Origin of the sequence: Desulforegula conservatrix Mb1Pa (assembly GCF_000426225.1) — a bacterium.
In the GTDB taxonomy this organism is placed as follows: Bacteria; Desulfobacterota; Desulfobacteria; order Desulfobacterales; family Desulforegulaceae; genus Desulforegula; species Desulforegula conservatrix.
Genome location: NZ_AUEY01000011.1, coordinates 62,314 through 83,112 on the forward strand (window position 1 = coordinate 62,314; position 20,799 = coordinate 83,112).

The 20,799-nt window shown below is 42.9% G+C and carries 17 protein-coding genes and 1 riboswitch; of the genes, 9 read left to right on the plus strand and 8 right to left on the minus strand.

Going from position 1 to position 20,799, the window contains the following annotated elements:
• Positions 1-52 precede the first annotated feature (52 nt).
• From K245_RS0106505 to K245_RS23370, 3 genes are all read left to right on the plus strand, one after another.
• Complete coding sequence (locus K245_RS0106505) at positions 53-931, plus strand: YitT family protein (protein WP_027358643.1); 879 nt, start codon at positions 53-55, stop codon at positions 929-931.
• A 295-nt stretch (positions 932-1,226) separates the two neighbouring features.
• The gene (gene nhaA, locus K245_RS0106510; protein WP_027358644.1) at positions 1,227-2,528 is read left to right on the plus strand and encodes a Na+/H+ antiporter NhaA; all 1,302 of its coding nucleotides are present in this window, start codon (positions 1,227-1,229) and stop codon (positions 2,526-2,528) included.
• A complete protein-coding gene (locus K245_RS23370) occupies positions 2,525-4,312 on the plus strand; it encodes a cation:proton antiporter (protein ID WP_035276636.1) in 1,788 nt (595 codons plus the stop codon). The genes nhaA and K245_RS23370 overlap by 4 nt, the downstream gene beginning before the upstream one ends.
• A 119-nt stretch (positions 4,313-4,431) precedes the next feature.
• Here the strand turns inward: K245_RS23370 and ribB are convergent, their stop codons facing one another.
• A complete protein-coding gene (ribB, locus tag K245_RS0106520; protein WP_027358645.1) occupies positions 4,432-5,076 on the minus strand; it encodes a 3,4-dihydroxy-2-butanone-4-phosphate synthase in 645 nt (214 codons plus the stop codon).
• Positions 5,077-5,185: 109 nt separating this feature from the next.
• Positions 5,186-5,339: riboswitch (FMN riboswitch) on the minus strand.
• 402 nt (positions 5,340-5,741) lie between these two features.
• Here ribB and K245_RS23375 point away from each other — a divergent pair.
• From K245_RS23375 to K245_RS0106545, 5 genes are all read left to right on the plus strand, one after another.
• Complete coding sequence (locus K245_RS23375; RefSeq protein WP_051283930.1) at positions 5,742-7,502, plus strand: bifunctional metallophosphatase/5'-nucleotidase; 1,761 nt, start codon at positions 5,742-5,744, stop codon at positions 7,500-7,502.
• Positions 7,499-8,248, plus strand: a complete 750-nt coding sequence (locus tag K245_RS0106530; RefSeq protein ID WP_027358646.1) for a DUF3592 domain-containing protein — start codon at positions 7,499-7,501, stop codon at positions 8,246-8,248. The genes K245_RS23375 and K245_RS0106530 overlap by 4 nt, the downstream gene beginning before the upstream one ends.
• On the plus strand, positions 8,248-8,928 hold the full coding sequence (locus K245_RS0106535) for a TIGR02117 family protein (RefSeq protein WP_198013840.1): 681 nt from the start codon (positions 8,248-8,250) through the stop codon (positions 8,926-8,928). The genes K245_RS0106530 and K245_RS0106535 overlap by 1 nt, the downstream gene beginning before the upstream one ends.
• A gap of 47 nt (positions 8,929-8,975) precedes the next feature.
• Positions 8,976-9,113 carry a hypothetical protein gene (locus K245_RS27635; protein ID WP_156906716.1) on the plus strand — a complete coding sequence of 46 codons (138 nt, stop codon included), beginning with the start codon at positions 8,976-8,978 and terminating at the stop codon, positions 9,111-9,113.
• A 266-nt stretch (positions 9,114-9,379) separates the two neighbouring features.
• Positions 9,380-13,372, plus strand: coding sequence for a PAS domain-containing hybrid sensor histidine kinase/response regulator (locus K245_RS0106545; RefSeq protein ID WP_027358649.1), 3,993 nt, complete (start codon positions 9,380-9,382; stop codon positions 13,370-13,372).
• Positions 13,373-13,432: 60 nt separating this feature from the next.
• Here K245_RS0106545 and K245_RS23380 read toward each other — a convergent pair whose 3' ends face one another.
• From K245_RS23380 to creD, 7 genes are all read right to left on the minus strand, one after another.
• Complete coding sequence (locus K245_RS23380) at positions 13,433-13,714, minus strand: hemerythrin domain-containing protein (RefSeq protein ID WP_051283931.1); 282 nt, start codon at positions 13,712-13,714, stop codon at positions 13,433-13,435.
• Complete coding sequence (locus tag K245_RS27640) at positions 13,689-13,835, minus strand: hypothetical protein (RefSeq protein WP_156906717.1); 147 nt, start codon at positions 13,833-13,835, stop codon at positions 13,689-13,691. Before K245_RS27640 ends, K245_RS23380 begins: the two co-directional genes overlap by 26 nt.
• Before the next feature lie 127 nt (positions 13,836-13,962).
• Positions 13,963-15,300 carry a hypothetical protein gene (locus K245_RS0106555; RefSeq protein WP_027358650.1) on the minus strand — a complete coding sequence of 446 codons (1,338 nt, stop codon included), beginning with the start codon at positions 15,298-15,300 and terminating at the stop codon, positions 13,963-13,965.
• Complete coding sequence (locus tag K245_RS0106560; RefSeq protein WP_027358651.1) at positions 15,297-16,226, minus strand: ABC transporter ATP-binding protein; 930 nt, start codon at positions 16,224-16,226, stop codon at positions 15,297-15,299. The genes K245_RS0106555 and K245_RS0106560 overlap by 4 nt, the downstream gene beginning before the upstream one ends.
• Before the next feature lie 203 nt (positions 16,227-16,429).
• The gene (gene creC, locus K245_RS0106565) at positions 16,430-17,857 is read right to left on the minus strand and encodes a two-component system sensor histidine kinase CreC (protein WP_027358652.1); all 1,428 of its coding nucleotides are present in this window, start codon (positions 17,855-17,857) and stop codon (positions 16,430-16,432) included.
• On the minus strand, positions 17,854-18,534 hold the full coding sequence (gene creB, locus K245_RS0106570; RefSeq protein ID WP_027358653.1) for a two-component system response regulator CreB: 681 nt from the start codon (positions 18,532-18,534) through the stop codon (positions 17,854-17,856). The genes creC and creB overlap by 4 nt, the downstream gene beginning before the upstream one ends.
• Positions 18,535-18,619: 85 nt before the next feature.
• On the minus strand, positions 18,620-19,945 hold the full coding sequence (gene creD, locus K245_RS0106575; RefSeq protein WP_027358654.1) for a cell envelope integrity protein CreD: 1,326 nt from the start codon (positions 19,943-19,945) through the stop codon (positions 18,620-18,622).
• A gap of 697 nt (positions 19,946-20,642) precedes the next feature.
• Between creD and K245_RS23385 the strand changes: the two genes are divergently transcribed.
• Positions 20,643-20,799 (plus strand): transposase (locus K245_RS23385; RefSeq protein ID WP_035276638.1); only part of this gene is annotated, 157 nt, incomplete at its 3' end.

Genomic DNA, 20,799 nt, shown 5'->3' on the forward strand with positions numbered 1-20,799 from the left:
CTGTCTGCGGCAAGCTTCCGGCGGGACAAAAAATACTGGAATGGAGGGACTGATGTCCAGTGAAAAAAATCCTCAGATTATATTTGTTTCTTCAGAACATTTTTTAAAGAATCTATTTCTTATTGCAGCGGGTTCTGTAGTTTCTGCAATTGCAATAAATGGAATTCTTGTACCACATAGTTTTGTTGCTGGAGGAATAACAGGACTTGCACTTATCATTCATTCAGGCTTTTCTTCATTGAGGGTTGAATGGATATATATTGTTCTTAATATACCTCTTTTCGCTGCTGCATGGATGGCGGTTGGGCGACGGTTTTTCTTTTTCAGTGTTATTGGAGCTATCAGTCTGAGTCTTTCAATAGCTTTTGTTAATGTACATATAGATCTGAATGACAAGATTCTTAACGCTCTGCTAGCAGGTATTATTCTGGGCTCTGCTGTGGGTATAACCCTCAGATCGTCTGGTTCCCAGGGAGGGCTCGATATTCTTGCTGTCATGCTCCTTAAAAGATTTTCCATAAGCCTCGGAAACACAATTCTTTTCGTAAATTCGATTGTGCTGGTTCTTGTTGCTTATTTTTATTCCATTGAATCATCTCTTTACACTTTGATAGTTATATACGTTACCTCCAAAGTTGTTAATCTAATAGTTACAGGACTCAGTCAGAGGAAGGCCGTCTTTATCATATCTCCTAAGTGGAAAGAAATTTCAGAAGAAATTCTCAGTGATATCAGGAGAGGCGTAACAATCATAGACGGCAGAGGTGGCTATAAAGGTAAGCAGGAGAGTATCGTCTATACTGTAATAACATTTCCTGAAATCGGGGAACTTAAAAAACTGATAAGAAAAATCGACCCTGAAGCTTTTGTTGTTATAAGCAATACCCTTGAAGTGATGAATTATCGCATAGGAAACCAGCCACACTGGTGAGCTGTTCGTGTGGGTTTAGCACACTTGCAAATAGTCAAAAAAGGGCTTTGGCGTTATGCCGAATTTGATTCTTAATATTTGTATTTTCAGATACTTATGGATTTCGCTACCCCGGTTTTTCACCGGGCAGGCCCCGACTGAATGACCGAAATAAAATTTTTTGCGACCTTTTCAAAAATATGAAACCGTAAAAAATAATATTTTGTGATATTGGGGCCAAAGTTGGTCGAAAAACAGCCGTGGGACTTTTTGGTCATTCAGCCCTGGCTGTAAATTAAAAAAATTTGAGGTTAATATGGTTAAAAAAACAGGTAAAAGTTTTCAGGATTTTTTTCATAATGAGACATCCGGCGGGATAATACTTCTTTTTTTTACTTTTTTAGCCCTGCTTTGGGCAAATTCTCCGATTGCCCATACATACGACAAACTATGGCACACCTATGCAGGGTTTCAGATAGGATCATTTGCTCTTTCAAAATCTCTTCTGCATTGGGTTAACGACGGCCTTATGGCAATTTTCTTTTTTGTTGTCGGGCTTGAAATCAAAAGGGAGATTGTCACAGGAGAGCTTTCTTCGCCCAAAAAAGCCATGCTTCCAATAGCAGCGGCCATTGGAGGTATGATTGTCCCTGCCGTTATCTATTTATCTCTTAATAAGGGCGGAGTCGGGCAGTCAGGATGGGGAATACCCATGGCAACAGATATTGCTTTTGCCATAGGAATACTTGCCCTTCTCGGAAACAGGGTTCCTTTATCAGTAAAAATATTTCTTACTGCCCTTGCAATAGTGGATGACTTAGGAGCTGTTCTTGTAATTGCCGCCTTTTATACCAAAGAAATTGCAACGCCAGCTCTTGGTATGGCTGCTTTGTTTTTCATAATCATGTTGATTCTGTCTGTAAGGGATGTCAGATTATCCGGTCCTTATATTGTCCTTGGTATTCTGCTCTGGTTTGCGATGTTAAAATCAGGCGTTCATGCAACCATCGCAGGTGTTCTGACAGCAATAACAATACCTGCGACCCCTGCTGTCAGTCAGGAGCAGTTCAAAAAAATGCGCAGGGATATTATGCAGAGGCTTGAGTCCGGAATGCGTGAATCCGCAGGAGATGAGTCTGGCGAGGAGGTTCAGGGCGTTTTCAGGCAGGTTGAATATGCAAGCAAGAAGTTCATTTCTCCATTACAGCGCCTCGAACATCTTCTTCATCCTTATGTCAGTTTCTTTATTATGCCTGTTTTTGCACTCGCCAATGCAGGAGTAAACCTCAAGGGAGTATCGATTGAGACGCTTTCGAGACCAGTTAGCACAGGGATTATACTCGGACTTGTATTCGGCAAGCAGATTGGGGTCACCCTTTTTGCGTGGCTGGCCGTCAAAACTGGTCTTGCTGGCTTGTCAGACGATATGAAGTGGAAACATATCTATGGAGCATCATGGCTTGCAGGCATCGGATTCACCATGTCTCTTTTTATTGCTTCCCTTGCATTTGGGGATGGCGAATTGATCATGATATCCAAGATCGGAATACTTGGAGCCTCTTTTATTTCTGCAATAATAGGGCTGCTGGTTCTGTATTTTTGGGGCGGTAAAAAATGAATACAGCCACAACGCTTGCTGCAGTTGTTGCAATGGGGATCTCAGCTCTATGGCTGGCGTGGATTCTGAAAATCCCGGCCATCATAATCCTTCTTGGTTTCGGATTTATTGCTGGGCCGCTCACAGGAGTCATTAATCCTGATGCGATTATGGGAGATCTCTTTCAGCCGTTTGTATCCCTTTCTGTTGGCCTCATAATGTTTGAAGGTGGCCTGAGTCTCAAATACAGGGATATAAAATCAGAGCGGCCTGTTCTGATAAATCTTCTTACAACCGGCGTTTTATTGACATGGATACTTGTCGCTGTTTCTGCGGCTATTTTTACTGGTATTGACTGGCCCATTGCCTTTCTTGTCGGCGCAATCCTCACAGTTACAGGGCCGACCGTTATTATTCCTCTCTTAAAACATATTAGACTCACAGGCAAGGTAGGGGCTATCCTTAAATGGGAGGGCATCACCATTGATCCTGTTGGCGCGTCTCTTTCCGTCCTTGTTTTTGAGGTGATAAGAGCAGGAGGGGCAGGCTTTTCCTATACGGAAATAATATATGCTATTTTTATGACAATTGCGGCTGGAGGAATTTCAGGAGCCCTTGCCGGAGGATTCATTATACATGCAATGAAGAAATATTGGGTACCTGATTTTCTTCAGGGCGTTTTTACGCTTATGATCGTTTTTGGTGTTTTTGTGATATCCAACCATTTCCAGCATGAATCAGGACTTCTTGGCGTAACCATAATGGGCATTATCCTCGCGAATCAGAAAAAAGTATCTATGAAGCATATTATTGAGTTCAAAGAAAATCTGACTCTAATTCTTGTCTCACTGCTATTTATTCTCCTTTCCGCAAGGCTTGAACTAGAAGATTTTAGCCAATTGGGCCCAGGAGCCTTTGTTTTTGTCTTATCTGTCATTTTTATAATAAGGCCTTTATCTGTATATTTTTCAACCATGAAGTCCGGTCTGTCCAGGAAAGAAAAGATTTTTCTTGCCTTCATCGCCCCAAGGGGAATTGTGGCGGCTTCTGTTGCTTCTGTATTCGGGTTGGAACTTGCGGCCGTTTCGTACCCTGGAGCAGCCCATATAACAGCCATTGTATTTATGGTCATTATATCCACAGTTCTTTTTTACGGATTCTTCTCACCATTTTTAGCAAAAAAGCTTGGGCTTGTTAATCCTGATCCCCAGGGCGTTCTGATAGCAGGTGCAGGGCCTTTTTCAAGAGCAATAGCGTCTGCGCTAACAAAAGAGGGTTTTGACACTATTCTGGTGGACACCAATATGAGCAATGTGACGGCTGCAAAAATGGACGGACTTTCGGCAAGTGTAGGCAGTATTCTTTCTGATCATTTCATGGAGCTGATCGAGCTTGGTAATGTCAAAAGAATTATCTGCCTAACGCCCAATGACGAGATGAATGCCCTCGCATGCCAGAAATTCAGACAGAGTTTTGGAAGCCGCGAAACCTATCAGCTTGCTTACGTTGAAGGAACCAGGTTCGAGGCTATTGCAGCCGAGCACAGAGGGCGCATTCTTTTCAGAAAGGATATGACTGCGGAAAACTTTTCAAGATTATGTGGAGACAAGCCCCAGGTCAAAGTAACCGGGCTTTCAGAAGACTTTAATTATGATGACTTTATTAAATTAAACCAAAAGGCTGTTGTGCCTCTCTTTATATCCAGAAAAAATGGACATCTCGACGTCTTTACAGTTGATGAAGTTTTGAAGCCTATGCCTAAAGATAAAATAATAAGTTTGTCTATTTTAACGAATAATGGATAGCAGAAACCATAAAATGAGGCTATCAAATCCGATTTCTCGCCTCTTATGATTTGCAAAATCACTTTTCGGAAGTCGTATGAAAGAGTTTAAATCCCTTTCATACGACCTTGCTCTGGTTGCTATCTGTCTTTGGATAGTCGGTATTGAGCAATATCTTCAACTGTCAGAACAGGAAAATCATGTGCTTTGGCAAAAGAAACGATTTCCGGCATTCTGGCCATGGTTCCGTCAGGATTTGTGAGTTCGCATAGAACGCCGCAAGGTTTGAGGCCTGATAGCTTCATGAGATCAACCGTCGCCTCGGTATGTCCCATGCGCTCAAGAACACCCCCGGGACGGGCTTTTAATGGAAAAACATGGCCCGGTTTTCTAAGGTCTTCGGGTTTTGCATTATCCGCAATGGCGGTTTTTATCGTTTTTACTCGATCAGACGCGGAGACCCCGGTGGTAACTCCTTCAGCTGCTTCGATTGATACTGTGAATGCAGTTTCAAAATGACTTGAATTTTTATCAACCATCATCTGAAGAGATAGTTTCTCAACCTTTTCGCCGGGCAGACACAGGCATACGATTCCGCTGCATTCCCTGATCAGGAGTGCCATCTGGGCGTCTGTCAGAGATTCTGCTGCAAAGATCAGATCTCCTTCATTTTCTCTCTTTTCATCATCAGTGACAAGAACACCAGAGCCTTTTTTTAGTGCCACCAGTGCTTTTTCCACTCTTTCATGGGGTGTTCCGAAGTTTGCAAGATAAGTCTGATTCATGGTAATCTCCTTGAAATTATTAATAATTTACCAGAATCAGGGCGCAGGAATAGACCTTGGTCACTTTGCGTACCTGTAGTGTCTGTTACACAGCTTGTACGCAAAGACCGCATATCCTCTTCCATCCGGACTGTAACCGTCGGCTCTGGTTTTTCACCAGATCTGCTTGACCTCCTGGCTTGTGACAGCAAGGAGCGCTCGCGGGCTCCCCGGAAATCCGGGATACCGCCGGTGGGGAATTTCGCCCCGCCCTGAGAATAAGTAACCTAGTTAGGCTACAAATCATATCAGATGCTAATGTCAAACAGTTTTTTCAGCTTCTGAAAGACAATTACAGGTTTTAGTCACTGATAACCTGATGACTTTTGTCTATAAGTGCTTCCGCGTCTGCCGGACTTGACCCTGCATCAAATATTTTCAAATGCTTCTGGATTAAGGCCTGCGCCGGAATGACGGGAATATGACGCCAACAGTGACTCATCAAAATGACAAAAAGATCACTGGAAAACTTATCTGAATCGGGGTATTCTGATTTTTTTTATACTGACTCGATTCGGCATCCAGTATTATCAAATACTTCTGGATTCCGGCCTTCGCCGGAATGACTGAAAGCGGATTTTTTGCGACGTTGTAAATATTATTTGGGTAATTTTAGAGGAATCTTCATGCAAAGAAAAAAAACAGCCAATATATTGCTTGTTGTTTTCACGATCTCGAGTCTTTTTTTCTCGGGATGCGCTTTTTTTCAGTCAAAAAGCCAGCCCCAGAATTTCAAACTGACAATTATGCACATGAACGACACCCACTCCCATCTTGAACCTACAAATACGACCCTTAAATTCGAAGGCGTTCAGACATATGCCGACCTCGGAGGCTTTGCCAAAGTTGCATCAAAAATAAAGGAAGTAAGAAAATCAAGGCCAGACAGCCTTCTTCTGCATGCAGGCGATGCTGTTCAGGGGTCGTTTTATTTTACTAAATACAGTGGCCAGCCTGAATATGAAATGCTGAGCATGCTTAAAGTGGACGCCATGGAGCCGGGCAATCATGAATTCGACAGAGGCCCGGGGTTTCTTGCGGATGTTTCCAAATACATTGATTTTTCGATCGTATCCTCAAATATAGATGCTTCAGGAGATGAAAAACTAAAAAAAATCATCAAACCATATGTGATCAAGGAAGTGGCTGGCCAGAAAATCGGAATTTTCGGACTTATAACCCCTGAAACCGCTGTAAATTCTAATCCTGGAAAAATTCTTAAATTCGGGGATGAAAAACAGGCTGCCGAAAGAACAGTAAAAGAGCTTGAAAAAGCAGGCGTTAACAAGATAGTAGCAATTACCCACCTCGGATATAATCAAGATATAGAACTTGCAAAGGCTGTAAGCGGAATAGACGTGATAGTCGGAGGACATTCCCATACCCTTCTTGGAGATTTTTCTGCTGTCGGGCTTAATTCTGAAGGCGCATACCCGACAGCAATAACTAACAAGGCTGGTGAAAAAGTATTTATAGTCCAGTCCTGGGAGTGGGCAAAGGCTGTTGGTGTCGTGGACGTTGAGTTTGACGATTCAGGCCATGCTGTAAAAGCCAGCGGAAGCGCCAATATTATTTTGGCAGACAATTTCAAACAAAAGGACAAGGACGGGAAAAAAGTAGATGTTTCACCAGAAACAAAAGCCTCTATCCTGAAACAGATCGAAGAAAATCCTTCAATCGAAATTCTTGCCGATGATCCAGAAGCAGTCGCAAAACTTGCTCCGTACAAAGCCGGAGTTGAGGCAATGCAGAAACTTGTGGTTGTAAAAATTGCAGAACCTCTTCTCCATATAAGAAAGCCGGGGAAACATTCATCAGGAGCAGATCTGCCAGGAGGCAGCCAGGTAGCGCCTGTCATATGCGAAAGCATGCTCTGGAAGGCAAATAAATCGAGCCTCAAAGCACAGATTGCAATTCTGAATGGCGGCGGAATCAGGATGGACATTCCTGAAGGAGATCTGACAGTAGCAGGTGTAAATGAACTTCTTCCTTTCCAGAATAAACTGATTCTTCTTGAGCTTACAGGCAAAGAAGTCAAAACAGCCATAGAGACAGGCCTTGCAGACGCGGACGGCTCAGGCGGTGGTTTTACATATGTGGCAGGAATGAGGTATTCGGCGGATTCTTCAAAACCGGCCTGGCAGAGACTCGTTAAGGCAGAATATAAAAATGATTCCGGCAAATGGATTCTTTTGAATGATTCCGCAAAATACAGGATTATAACCAATTCATATCTTTCCGGCGGTGGAAACGGATATGACGTTTTCAAAAATTCAAAGGGATATCGCTATGATACAGGTTTCTCGGACGCAGAGGCATTCATGGAATACGCAAAACAGGCAGATACAATACATCGACCAATTGACACAGAAGTAACCATGAGATGAACGATAAAGCCGTTACGGTTTTTGCCATCATATTTGGTACTATTTTCAGCATTGTTGCATGCGGTATAATCTGGTTTATTTCAGATACATACCTGAAGCATTACAGAGCCAGAAACTGGGTTGCTGTTGATGCAAAAATCCTTGATTTTGGGGTCGAGTCTTCAAGATCTGGCTCAGGATCAAAATCAACGGTGCACAGAAAACTGAAAGTATCATATGAATACAGCTTTAACGGTGTTCAGTATTCAGGGGATAGAGCCGATTTCGGGAGAGGCGCAGATAACTTCAGTGAAACCAGAATAAGCAGACAGATGAATCTGCTCCAATCCGGAGAAGTTTCGGTCTACGTGAATCCGCTCAATCCTTCTGAAAGTGTTTTTGACAGAAGTCTCCCCGGCCCACAGGTAGCGTTTGCCATATTTTTTCTGTTTTTCCCATGCGGAGTAGGCACAGCCTGCATGCTGGGGATGATAAACTTCATATCAGACAAAATCGGGCTTAAATTTTTTGAAAGATTCATGATTCCTATATTCGGAATAATCCACGGACTGCCGGTTGTTTATCCCATTCTTTTTGATCCAGGCACCTTCACCCTTGGCCCCTGGGTGGTTCTGATTTTCTTTTCATTCATTCTTGCATGCAGTATCTGGTCATTCATAAGAAGGATTATTGATCCCACTATAGGTCTTCCCGAATGGAAGGATAAAATTAGCGGCAACCTTAATTCTTCTGGGCCAAGAGGCTGATGGGCAGTCAAAAAATGAAAATCCACCTGTTAATGCTCATGGTTCTTTGTTTTTGTATTTCAGGCTGTTCAAGTTCTCCCGAAGTAATAAAAATAAACCATAGCAAGAATAATAAAGCCAACGAAGCCGAAGAAATTCATTTCGTCCATATTCTCAGCCACGGTTGGCACACTGGAATTGCTCTTCCTGCCGAAGATCTGAACAAAAAAATGCCTGGTCTGCCCAAGAGATTTAAAGCAGCCACTTATTATGAAATAGGCTGGGGTGACGCAGGTTTTTATCAGGCCGAGGAAATAACCACAAAACTAACCTTTCAGGCTCTGTTCTCATCCACTGGCGCTGTTGTTCATGTTGTTGGATTTAGAAACAGCCCGGAAGAATTTTTTTCAGAAAGCGAAATAATCAGAATCAGTCTGGACAGAAAGAGTTATGAAGGAATGCTTGATTTCATAAAAGCGAGTTTTTCAACAGACAAATCAGGCAATCCTATAAGTCTTAAAACCGGAATTTACGGAGACAGCCAGTTTTATCAAGGCTCAGGAAGATACCATGCTTTCAACACATGCAACACCTGGACAGCCAAAGCCCTTGCAAGTGCGGGTTTTGATATCAATTTTGGTTTAAAGCTCACATCTTCGAGTGTTATGGGATATTTAGAAAAGCAGTCCCAAACAGAATAACCGCAACCTTTCCTGATTTTCATATGTTTTAATCATTAGGGTGATTCATGAAATTGCCTTTTGATGATTTTGTATGTATTATCAAAACAGATGTAACCGCAAAAAATAGGATTCCAGTCATTCCGGCGCAGGCCGGAATCCAGAAGTATCTGAAAGCGCTGGATGCAGGATCAAGTCCGGCATGACGCCGAGGGCATTTTTGACTTTGTGCGACGTTGTCAACTTTATGGCACCATAATTCGTTCCTTTTGAAATTCAGCATAAATTCTGAAAAGGAATCCTGTCTTAATTGGAGATCAGCTCCTTCAAATCTTTCCTGTCTTTTCTTGATTAAGAGAGACCGGAGTTCCAAAATTCAAGTCCATCTGAGTTTTTTTTAGAAAGGTATCAGATGAATTAAGGATTTTAGCTGGCAATATGAGTGTTTGGGATAAATATCTGGAGAACATGAATGATTAAAAATGGCCCATCTCAGGAAAACATAAACGACAAGCGATCGATTCCAGCTCTTGTGGAAAAGAAAGCCGCTCGCCTTGGCCTGAAGGTTTATTTTGAAGACGACTGGATATTCATGACCCCTGGTGAAGATCACATAATTTCTGCCGTTCCCATTGAACCTGCAATAGTCTATATAAAAACATCCGGCACAATTACTAACGAAAGCATGATGAATGGCCTTGAGATCATCGATAAAATAGCATATTCGGTTTTCGGGAAAACCTCCTATGTCAAAATTGAAGACATCGGCGATATTAAACGCATGTCCTCTGATGCACGCCGAACCTATATCAACTACTCAGGCAGGCAGGACAACCTCGCAGGTATAGTATTCTGCGGAGTTTCGCCCCTGAACAGACTCAGTATCAATATCGGCAGACGTTTTGCCCTTTCAAAAGCCGTAAAAATCACTGACAGTCCTGAGGAAGCCGTTTCAGCCGCGCTTGAAATTCTTGGCCGCGTTCCTGGATTTGATCTGTCAGGTCACACAGCCATTAAAGATGACGGGACAAAAAAGCAGGTCTGCAAAATAACTGGCCTTGAGATCACCTCGCGCCCTGAATGGGAAAATATTCATATCGCAAGCGGAATTATCGCAAAATTCAGATTTATAGGAAAAAGAATCGTTCATGCCGAAGTTGGGCCAGGAAATGAAAAAGAATGTTCCTATGATGCCATATACAAATATTATGAACTACAGAAAGAGGCCATATCAGAAATCGTTCCGGCGGGCAGTACATATGTCAAGCTGATAAATTTTTCGGATCAATATTTGCCAAAACATTCCCTGGAAATCCGAAGGAGAATGTTCAGATCATTGAAAAATGAAGAAGACAGAATGTCAGCCCTTATCGGCTACAATGTACCTTTCATGGTCTCATGCAATCTCAGGGTCGGATGGAACCTGTACAGGCTCAAGTCCGATCTTTTTATAGAAAGCTCTTATGAATCAGGAGTCCGTAAGGCGGTTGAATGCCTATGCACGTCCGGCAGAGCCAATTATAAGGACATATGCGGAGATATCCTTTCAAAGCCGGAATGGAATATTTCGGATGAGGGATATGCTGCGTCATGTTCCGTACTTAATGGACATATGATTTTCATAAAAAATTACGGGAGTTTTAAAAGAGAGCATCTGCCGTCCGGTATAAAAATTATTGAAAACATGCTGGCTTCTATCTCATCTGATAACTCTCCCTTGTATTTTCTTATAGATATTGAAGATCTTCAGCAATCCGAGATAGGCGCAAGGCGCAGATTTTTTGACGCTTTAAATTCATTCTGGCTGATTAATCCATTCCCCGCATGCTATTTTATCGGTGGCAGCAGAATGGGGATAGCCGCCGTGAATCTGCTGAGGCCGAGGGTAAAATTTAAGATTAATTCAGTCAGAAATATCGGAGAGGCGCTCAATTCAATCTTCAGTTCAAAAACAAAAGAACCTGCGAGGTCATTTTTTTCAATGCCTGATTTTTTCAGGAGAAGAGATATCGAGCTTGAAAAATTCTCGTCCGAACTGCTTGAGCATATTTCAAAAATAAACTGGGAAGCAGACAGCGTATTTTCCGAAGAAAGCCAAGCAGTGGCCTCTGCCCATCCATTTGCCCAGGTGTTTGACGCACTAAGACTCCTCAGGGCAGACGTGGAGAGTCTTTTCGCCGAAAGGGACAACGCCATCAAGGCCCTTAAAAAAAGCGAAGAAAGATACAGGCTCATTGTTGATAATGCCAGCGACATCATTTTTATACATGATAAGGACGGCCATCTTCTTTTCGTCAATCAGGCAGCCACCTTTTTTCTTGGTTATTCCAGCGACGAGCTTGTCGGAATGAATATTTCCGATCTTGCAAGTCCTTCATGTCCGACAACTCCGGAATCAGAAATATGCAGGAGACTGACTGGCGAGACTCCTGCGGATTCATTTTACGAGCTTGTGTGGAAAAAGAAAAACGGGGAAGATATCTGGCTGGAAACAAGCAGCAGATTCATTAAAAACAATGGGAAACTTGAGGCTGTCCAGAGCATAGCAAGGGATGTTACTCATTACAAATCAGCTGCCCAGGCATTGAAGGATGCTGAGGAAAGGTCTGCGAAAATACTCGAAACCATTGAAGACGGATACTACGAGGTTGATACCAGGGGCAGGATAACGGCATTTAATCCCGGCTACTCCAGAATTATCGGATATTCTGAAGAAGAAATAATGGGTCTGCATTACAAGACTTACATGTCTCCGGATGATGCAAAAAGGGTTTTGCAACATTACAATCAAGTCTATCTTACCGGAATTCCACAGAAAGGCTTTGACTGGGCTGTAATAAGAAAAGATGGTGAAAAAATCCACGTTGAAACATCTGTGTCTCTTATTATCGATTCCAAAGGAGAGAAAAAAGGATTCAGGGGGATTGTAAGGGATATCACAGACAGAAAAATGGCTGAGATAGAGATGTTTCTTGCCAAGGAAGAAGCTGTCGCTGCCAACGAGGCAAAAAGCAGATTCCTTGCAAACATGAGCCATGAGATGAGAACCCCGATGAATGGCGTTCTTGGCATGACAAGGCTATTGCTTGGCACAGAGCTTACAAAGGAGCAGAAGGATTTTGCCGAAACCATCAATCTTTCGGCATCAACACTTCTTTTTGTGGTCAATGATATTCTCGATTTTTCAAAAATGGAGGCTGGCCAGCTCAGTCTTGAGACAAACAGTTTCAGTCTTAGAAAAACCCTTGATGAAATTGCTGAAATCATGACGGTTCAGGCTGAAGAAAAAAAACTGTTATTATATGTATCAGTTGCATCTGATGTGCCTTGCAGGGTTACAGGCGACGCCTACAGGATCAAGCAGATACTCATAAATCTTGTTAATAATGCAATTAAATTTACTGATTCAGGGAAAATTACAGTAAAAATTGAATCAGAGTACAAGGCTGATAAAATATTCAAGGCGAGATTTTCAGTTACTGATACTGGCGTGGGCGTAAAGCCAGAAAACAGGAATCTCCTTTTCAAGCCATTTTCACAGATTGACTCAACTCTTGCAAGAAGGCATGGAGGCACAGGCCTGGGACTTGCCATATGCAGGCAGCTTGCGCTTCTCATGCAAGGCGAGATATGGCATGAAGATACCGTTGGCGAAGGCAGCAGTTTCTATTTTACGGCTGTGTTTGAAAACCATTCATATGAAAAAGACCATCATCTTCTGTCATGCAGAAAGATCGGAATTATGGTCGATGATCCTATTGACGCGGAAAATCTTACGGCTCATATTACCCATCTTGAAGGAATTCCGGTAATGTGCAGCTCATATCCCTTGCCCGGGGATGAGATTTCAATTTTTGTCTCGGATATTGAAAAAAGAGACTCTGCTTTAAATCATATTCCAACTGAAACAGCTTGTGTCTGGATCGCTCCTTTCGGTAAGGGTATCGAGGCAGAAAGATCCAATGAACAGCTGATACAAAGGCCTATAAGATTTTCAAGGCTTGTCAAGGCTATTTCCACGCTCCCAGGCATGGATAGGACATGCCGGGCAAAGGAATGCCGATATATGGATGCTGACAATCTTCATGGTCTGAAAGTGCTGATGGCCGAAGACAATCTTGTTAATAGAAAACTTGGTCTCAAGCTTCTTGAAAAACTCGGATGCATTGTTGATGTGGTCACAAACGGGCTTGAAGCAGTCGAAATATTTCAGAAAAACGATTACGATCTTATTATAATGGACGTTCAGATGCCTGAAATGGACGGACTTGAAGCAACAAGAAGAATCAGGCTTCTGGATGACAAAAAACGACATATTCCAATTCTTGCCCTCACCGCCCATGCAATGAAAGGTGACAAGGAACGCTGTCTCGCCTCAGGTATGAACGGATATATAGCTAAGCCTGTTGATCCTGAGGCTCTAAAGTCTGCAATTATCTGCACCCTGAATCTTGAATGCCTGTGATCTTAGTGCTTCAGGAATTCGGTCTCTTTACAACTGTATAAACAGTTCCCACATATTCTGTCATCCAATATTTCCGGCCTTGGCCTTCAAGAAAGCGCCTAATTTGAGATCGTTTGCAATGATGTGTTCTTTCACCCAGTCAGCCATGAAATTGGCAATTTTGACTGTGAGCAGGGTCTGGCCGCTTTCGATCTGTCTTATAAGTTCTGCAACGTCCATGACAAGGTTGTCGTGCTGGATTTTGTGGACGCCATAATCTGGATACCCATAGTGTTTCATCATGGCTTCTTCTGCCACAAAATGATCTACAGTGTATTCAACCAGAAAGTGAATTGTCTTCATTGCCCTTTCCTGATTTCATAGCCTCATGCAGCTCATTTACAATTCTTATGAGCTCCTTGTGCTGATTGTCAATTCTGCTAATGCCGATGACGAGTTTATCATTCCATTCTAGCAAAGCCATTTGAGCAATCCTTTCTTTAAGGTTCTTCATCATGGGTCGGTTGAGTAAGGGAAATTAAACTGAAAAAAGCCATAAATGTGCCATAGCTTTTTGGAATGTGGGACTTTTAATAAGCCCCACATCTTTTTTATGCAGACCTGGAACCTGTTTTCTTTTTCTGCCAACGCCTTGCAACAAGAATGGCAGCTGCAATGAACTCCAGCAGTGCAAAAATCCCGCCCAAAACAGGATTTAGGTCGAGTCTCGGCCAGAAAAGAAGGGTCAGAGTCTCTGATTTCATTGCCAGAAGAATGGCCGGAAACAATCCGTAAAGCATGCCAAGGCAGACAATAGCCATGATATCCGGTTTTTTGTTCGAATCATCGAGGTTGCAGAACAGAATAATGCAGATATCCCGCATCATGAAAAATAATGCCGTTATTACAAACAACATCATATTTCCCGTGTTTTCCGAGCTTCCAGATAAAAGGGCAACGGGAACAAGAGAAATTCCTGTTACCACAGCAATCGGAAGTGTAAGCAGCCAGCGGGGAGAATGTTCAAGAAAGCTCTTCCACTTTGATTCCCTGGCCATTTCAGTCAGCCCGCGCAGGGTCAGAAAATCCTTTTTTTCACTGAAAACCATGAAATATACTGCTGAGGCCGCAACAAAAAAGGCGGCAAACAGCCGGGGCGTAACTGCATCTGTCAGTTTGATGTCAGTCATGGGTTCATTTAAAAAACCTGCGGCATATACCATATTGAAAAAAACGAAGCCAAACCAGATCCACGGCATGTTTTTCATCTGAAGCTCGCTTCTCATGAGCCTGTTGATTCCAAGAACTGACCATGCAGTGTAACAGATGAGCGTGCAGAGCATGAAATCTGCGCTATTGAAGCTCTGGACGAACCATTCCAGTTTTTCATCCTTTATTGTCATTGCAAAGCTCAGGAAAGGACCTGCTGCCATTATTCCAAGCACAAGAAAGGCTGATGTCTGCCCTTTGTAATATACACGATCCTTCTGAAGAGCTGTCATGCTTGCAAGCATGCTTGTGGATTGAGCGAATATGCCCGCAGCCAAAAGTGCAAGTGAAGTCCTGACAGTCAAAATAGTATCTTCGCCCATCGATGAAATCAGAAAAACAAAAAGACAGATGGCCGCTCCATACCAGGAATAAACAGTACTGCCGAACAGCTTGCCAAGTGTCAGCTCCCAGGGGCTGAGAACAGACATCCTCTGCCAGTCCCATGTATGATCCCTGACTTCGTTCATGACTGACTCAGAAGCGAGTTTTGTTCCCCAGATCATGGATATTACGATGAACAGGGTCTTGGCAATCGCAGCCGTGGATGCTCCCAGATGATAATCATCCGAGATATATGAAAGAAAAAAAGACGCCATAAGAATAACCGGCATGATGATGAGGCGGGATGGAGTCATTTCCAGCCAGATATTTCTTTGAAATTCGGGGCTTCTTATCATATGCGATTCTCCTTGGCCGAATCATTCCTTACAGTTTTCAGATATGCTTCATGCATGTTCTGCTGCTGCTCTGTGAACGAACAGATTTTCAGCCCTTTTTTCAGGAGACCTTCCAGAAGACGGTGCTGTTCGTCAGGATCAGGGCTGAAACTGAAACAAACGCTGCTTTCCGATGCCACCACATCTGAAGTTCCATCTTCATCTTCAATGATTTTTTGTAAATCCTGAAGCGGTGATGAGATCTTTATCTCCATCATCACAATGTCCTTTGCAGAAGAAAGGGATGAATGCTCTATTATTTTGCCTTTTCTCAGAACCAGCATGTCAGTCGAATATTCATCGAGTTCGGCAAGGATGTGGGACGAAACCATCAGGGTCATGCCACTGTCCCTGAGCTTGCGGAAAAGATCAGCCAAACTGTGCCTTGCCTCAGGATCGAGCCCTGAAGCAGGTTCATCAAGAAGCAGAATCTTTGGATCATGGATTATTGCCTGGGCTATGGCAAGCCTCTGCCTCTGCCCGCGGGACAGACTTCCTGCCTTCATGTTCAGACGGTCTGTGATTCCAAGCCGCTCGGCGCAGAGTTCAATCATGTCATGATGCCTATTTTTGGGGATGGCGTGGGACATTGCCGAATACAAAAGGCATTGACGAACGGAAAGCTCCTCGTAAAGCCCGAAGGAATCCGAAAGATAGCCGAGAAGCCGGTGGGTTTGCCTTGGGTCGGACAACACACTTACTCCGCCGATCAAGATGTTTCCTGAAACCGGCTCATCAAGGGCAGCGAGACAGCGCAGCAATGTCGTCTTTCCTGCTCCGTTAGGCCCGACAAGAGCGGTAATGCTTCCTTCGCGTATGCTGAAGGACACATCATCCAGAGCCCTTGTGCCTGGATAGTCAAATATTATGTTTCTTGCTTCTATCATCTTGTCTCCGGTTACATTATGTGTGCTTATTCAATAGGCTGATTTGTTTGCATTGATCAAAATATTTACCAGATAAATATATCTGGCTGCCGCTCTTCAAGTGTATGACAGCACATCAAAAATGCAAACTATTCGATGATTTTTGGAATAATCCAAAGTTTTTTGCCGAGCTTTTTTTTCAAAAAAGCGCCCCGCCCCCAATTTCAGCATGGAATTTTCAACAAAGCTCTTACCCCGCCTTCAGGCATATTCTCAAGAACAATGCTGCCCTTGTGAAGTGATGCCACTTCCCTGACAAAATTGAGGCCGAGGCCTGTGCTCTTTTTTCCTGAGTCTGGTCTTTGAAGGGAAAAAAACTTGTCGAAAATCTTTTTTTCAGCATATTCAGGGATTCCCGGCCCCTGATCCTCCACCGTCAAAATCAGCATGTCGTCTTCAATTCTTGCACAAATATCTATACATGCTCCTGCGGGACTGAAATCAATGGCATTTTGGAGAATATTGGCAAAGGCCTGCTGAAGAAGAAATGGCTCTCCATAAATATCAATTTTCGTATTTATTTTTGAGTTAATGGTCAGGCTTTTTTTTGAAAGAATCGCATTCTTGCTTTCAAGAACATTTTCAACAAGCAGGGAAGAGGAAATTCGTTCCCGTTTTTCAAGTATCTTGAGATTTTCAAGACCTGCAAGCTCAAGCATTCTGTCGACAATGTCCTGTATGCGGTTTGCCTCGTTTCTGATATTTGCCAGAAAACGCGCCTTTTGTTCGGGTTTCATTTCTTCGTCCAGAAGCTCGGCAGCGCCCCTTATGGCAGAAACAGGACTCTTGATCTCGTGGGTCAGGGCCTGGACATATTCCTCAACATATTTTTTGCCTTCCAGAGCCTCTTTCATCTTTTCGAAGGCATTGCCCATTTCTCCAATCTCGCTTTTATCAAGCCTGGGTAGTGAAACCCTTTTGCCAGCCCTGATATCATTCGCATAGGAAGTAAGCCTCTTTATGGGCCTTGTCATCAGGATAGAAACGATGAAGCTAAGAAAAATGGTCGCAACTGCCGAAACACCGAAAACCGCCAGAACATCCGGCCTCGCGTTTTTCATGAGACTGTTGATTGTAGTTGTCGGTTTTGCGACGGTCAGGACACCTGCAATCTCTCCATTGGCAATTATAGGCGCTGCTACATGCAGAACCGTGCTTCCCGGATCACGAGGATTTCTGCGAGTTGTTCTTGCCCCATATTTACCTTCCTGGGCCAGAAAAACATCCCTCCACTGGCTGTAATCCTGACCTGTCCGGCCTGGATCTTCTGAGTCAAATATTATCCTGCCTGATTTGTCTGTAATATAGATATTCATGTCAACCCGCTCTTTTACTATGTCATATATGGGAGCTGAAAGAACTCGGCCTTTGACGGATTTGAAAATTTCGGAAAGATTTTCAGGGCTGAAATTTCCCGCTGCTATCTGTGCTCCTGTCCATTCGGCAAGAATATTGGCCTGATCAGCCAGAGGATCTTCAACTCCTTCGAGATATCTCGTTCTCAGATTATCGAGGGTCCATTTGATGGGATAAGCAAAGCAGATGGAAAAAATGGTAACATAGCATAAAAAGATACGGGTTCCGAGTCTCATGAATCCTCTTTGAGCGAATATCCCTGGCCCCTGTGGGTGATTATTGAATCATAATCCGGTTTTATGGCTTTCATCTTGTTTCTGATATTCTTGATGTGCGCATCTATGGTTCTGTCCATGCTGCATTCAGGCTCATCCCAGCAGAGTTCCATGAGCTGGTCACGGGAATAAACATGACCAGGCCTTCTTATGAAAGTTTTCAGGATGGCGAATTCGTATCTGGACAAATCAAGAGACTGCCCGAAATAAAGAATCTGCCTGCGGGACTCGTCCACCTGAAACTGCTTCAGCGTATCCTTTGAAGATGATTGCTGATGGGTTCTTCTTAAAAGGGCCTTGACCCGCGCTGAAAGCTCCCTTGGGCTGAAAGGCTTTGTGACATAATCATCTCCGCCGATTTCAAGCCCCACAACCTTGTCAATCTCATCAGACCTGGCTGTCAGAAAAATAATGGGAATCTCCCTGTTTTTTCTGATTTCCTTGCAAAGCTCAAATCCGTTTATGTCCGGAAGGCCAATATCAAGTATTATCAGATCCATGTTTTCTATGGCAAGAAGCCCCAGAACCGGAAGGCCTGAATAAAGACATGTGGTTTCAAAACCATCGGTTTCCAGGGCGTATTGAATCGTGTCAGCTATGGCCGGTTCATTTTCAACAATCAGAACCCTGTGTTTCATATTTTTCAGCCTTGTATGGTTAATTTACCGCCAATAATGCTATTTGTCGGGTTAGAGCGTTCTTTGCCCGTAACCCGACATTGAACTATTCCTGTTCCTTAGGATTTCTTCCAAAATTAAGGGAATACCAGTCGATATTTCTTGTAAGATACATTGATAAGCCAAGAACCGCAAAAAGTCCTAAGCTGCCCATGATCAGGGCATAATCCTCAAGCTGAAGAATTACATACAGGTAGGCATAAAGCAATGAAAGAGCTGAAAAAACCGATAGAGTGAATGCCTTGCCTCCCATTATCGCCTTTGAATATCCTGTTATTAGAGCAACAATTGCAGTTGCTGATATGAAATAAGAGATGTCAAACCCGATATGCTCAGCAAGGGCGGTAAGAAGTACGTAAAACATTGTGAGGGCAAACCCTATCATGAGATACTGGACAGGATGAACCCTTCTGGACATGAGGATTTCCGCAAAAAAGAACACTGAAAAAGTCATCACTATGAACATCAGGCCGTATTTGATGGTTCTTTCAGATTTCTGATAAACATCAGCAGTTATTATAAGATCAAGACCAAAGGCAGAACCGCAGATTTTATGAAGCTCTCCTGACCATTTCTGGGGATAGTTTCTGTTCAGATGAAACACCTTCCATTCAGCTGAAAAGCCATTGTCTGTAATCGTTCTTTTTTCCGGCAGAAATGCGCCTGTGAAGCTTGGATTGGCCCAGCTTGATTCAAGCGCCACGGTGGTCGTTTTACCAAGAGGCATGAAGTCAAGATTCTGACTTCCGTTAAGATTCAGCTTGAAACTGAAGGGAATCAGGGTTTCACCGCCATCAAGATTTATTCTGGAGCCGACACCTGAATTTATGATTTTTGTGCTTAAAACGCCTGGGTTCATTACTGTTTCAGCATTTCCGATCTTTGCCTCTATGCTTTCCTTTATTCCTTTCATATCCGATATTCCAAGACTCACGGCAGCTCCTGACCAGATAATGTTTTCAGGAGCTATGCCTGAATCTGCGAAGTCAGGTTTGGAAAACTCTCCGTTTATCTCGAGATCAGCATTGTACAGAACAGCCTTGTAAATGCTTCTGTATCTGACTTCAGGAATGATTTTCCCCTTTATTGCAAGTTTTTCAGGAAGAAAATTCATTATTTCAACCGTATACCTCAGCTCTCCGTCCTTATTCTCATAGGCTTTCTTGTAAGGAATTGTAAGCACAGGGCCGGAAACAGTCTGGTCTCCTCCCCATTTGTCGCTCAGCTCCCTTATGACTTCGGCTTTTCTGGCTGACCTCTCGGAAATAAGGGATGAAATCATGCTTTTTGGAACAAGCAGCGCAAGAACAAGAAAGCCAATGACAATAAGTTTCAGTGACACAGAATTTATAAAACCGGTTTTTTCACTCATAATTTTCTCCTTTGCTATGGTTTGAAATGAATTGTTCTTGATTCATGATCAAAGAATAGAAAGGAGAAATGAAAACAGTTTGAAATGAATATGAAGAAAGTGTGAAAAAATTATTGATAAGGATGACTAAAGTCCGGCTTCGAGTCTCCAGAAAGAAATGCTTCGATTGCCTGCCTTTTCCTCTTTATGTCATTCCCGCGCAGGCCGGGATCCAGAAATATCTGATAATACAAAGATGCCGGATCAATGCCGGTGTGACTCTAAAACCCTTTTCTGACTTTTTGCTAGACCATCAATGATAGATAAGGACTCCAAAAAATCTATTTCGGTCATTCTTGCTCAGACTTGTTTTATGACAAAGCGGTATCTGAAGAGTTTAATATTGCAGTGATATCGTATAGCTCTTGTCCAAAGTTTCTTTAACAGACATTATCTCCATTTTAATAGAAATCAATCAAGTGCTGTGCAGCATTGTCCGGTTCTTTTTTAAACTCTGTTTCCTTTTGTATGACAGTATATCACCCTTGATTACTTAGTGATTCTTGTTGACATGCATGTTCTTTGTGATATTTCGCATTAATTAATCATAAGTAAACCCCCGGCTCTGCCGGTGGACTCACAGAGTTTGACAGATCCTGGAATAAGAAGAAGTCTCCAATAACTGAACCGCCTAAAGTTCAAGTTAAAGGAGACTTCAATGAGCGAGAGACAAAGCCTAAGCCATAGTACCTGGGAATGCAAGTATCATGTAGTATGGATTCCAAAGTATAGAAAAAAGACTATTTATGTAGAATTGAGGAAATATTTGGGAGATGTATTTCGAGATTTGGCCAGACAAAAAGAAAGTGCAATAT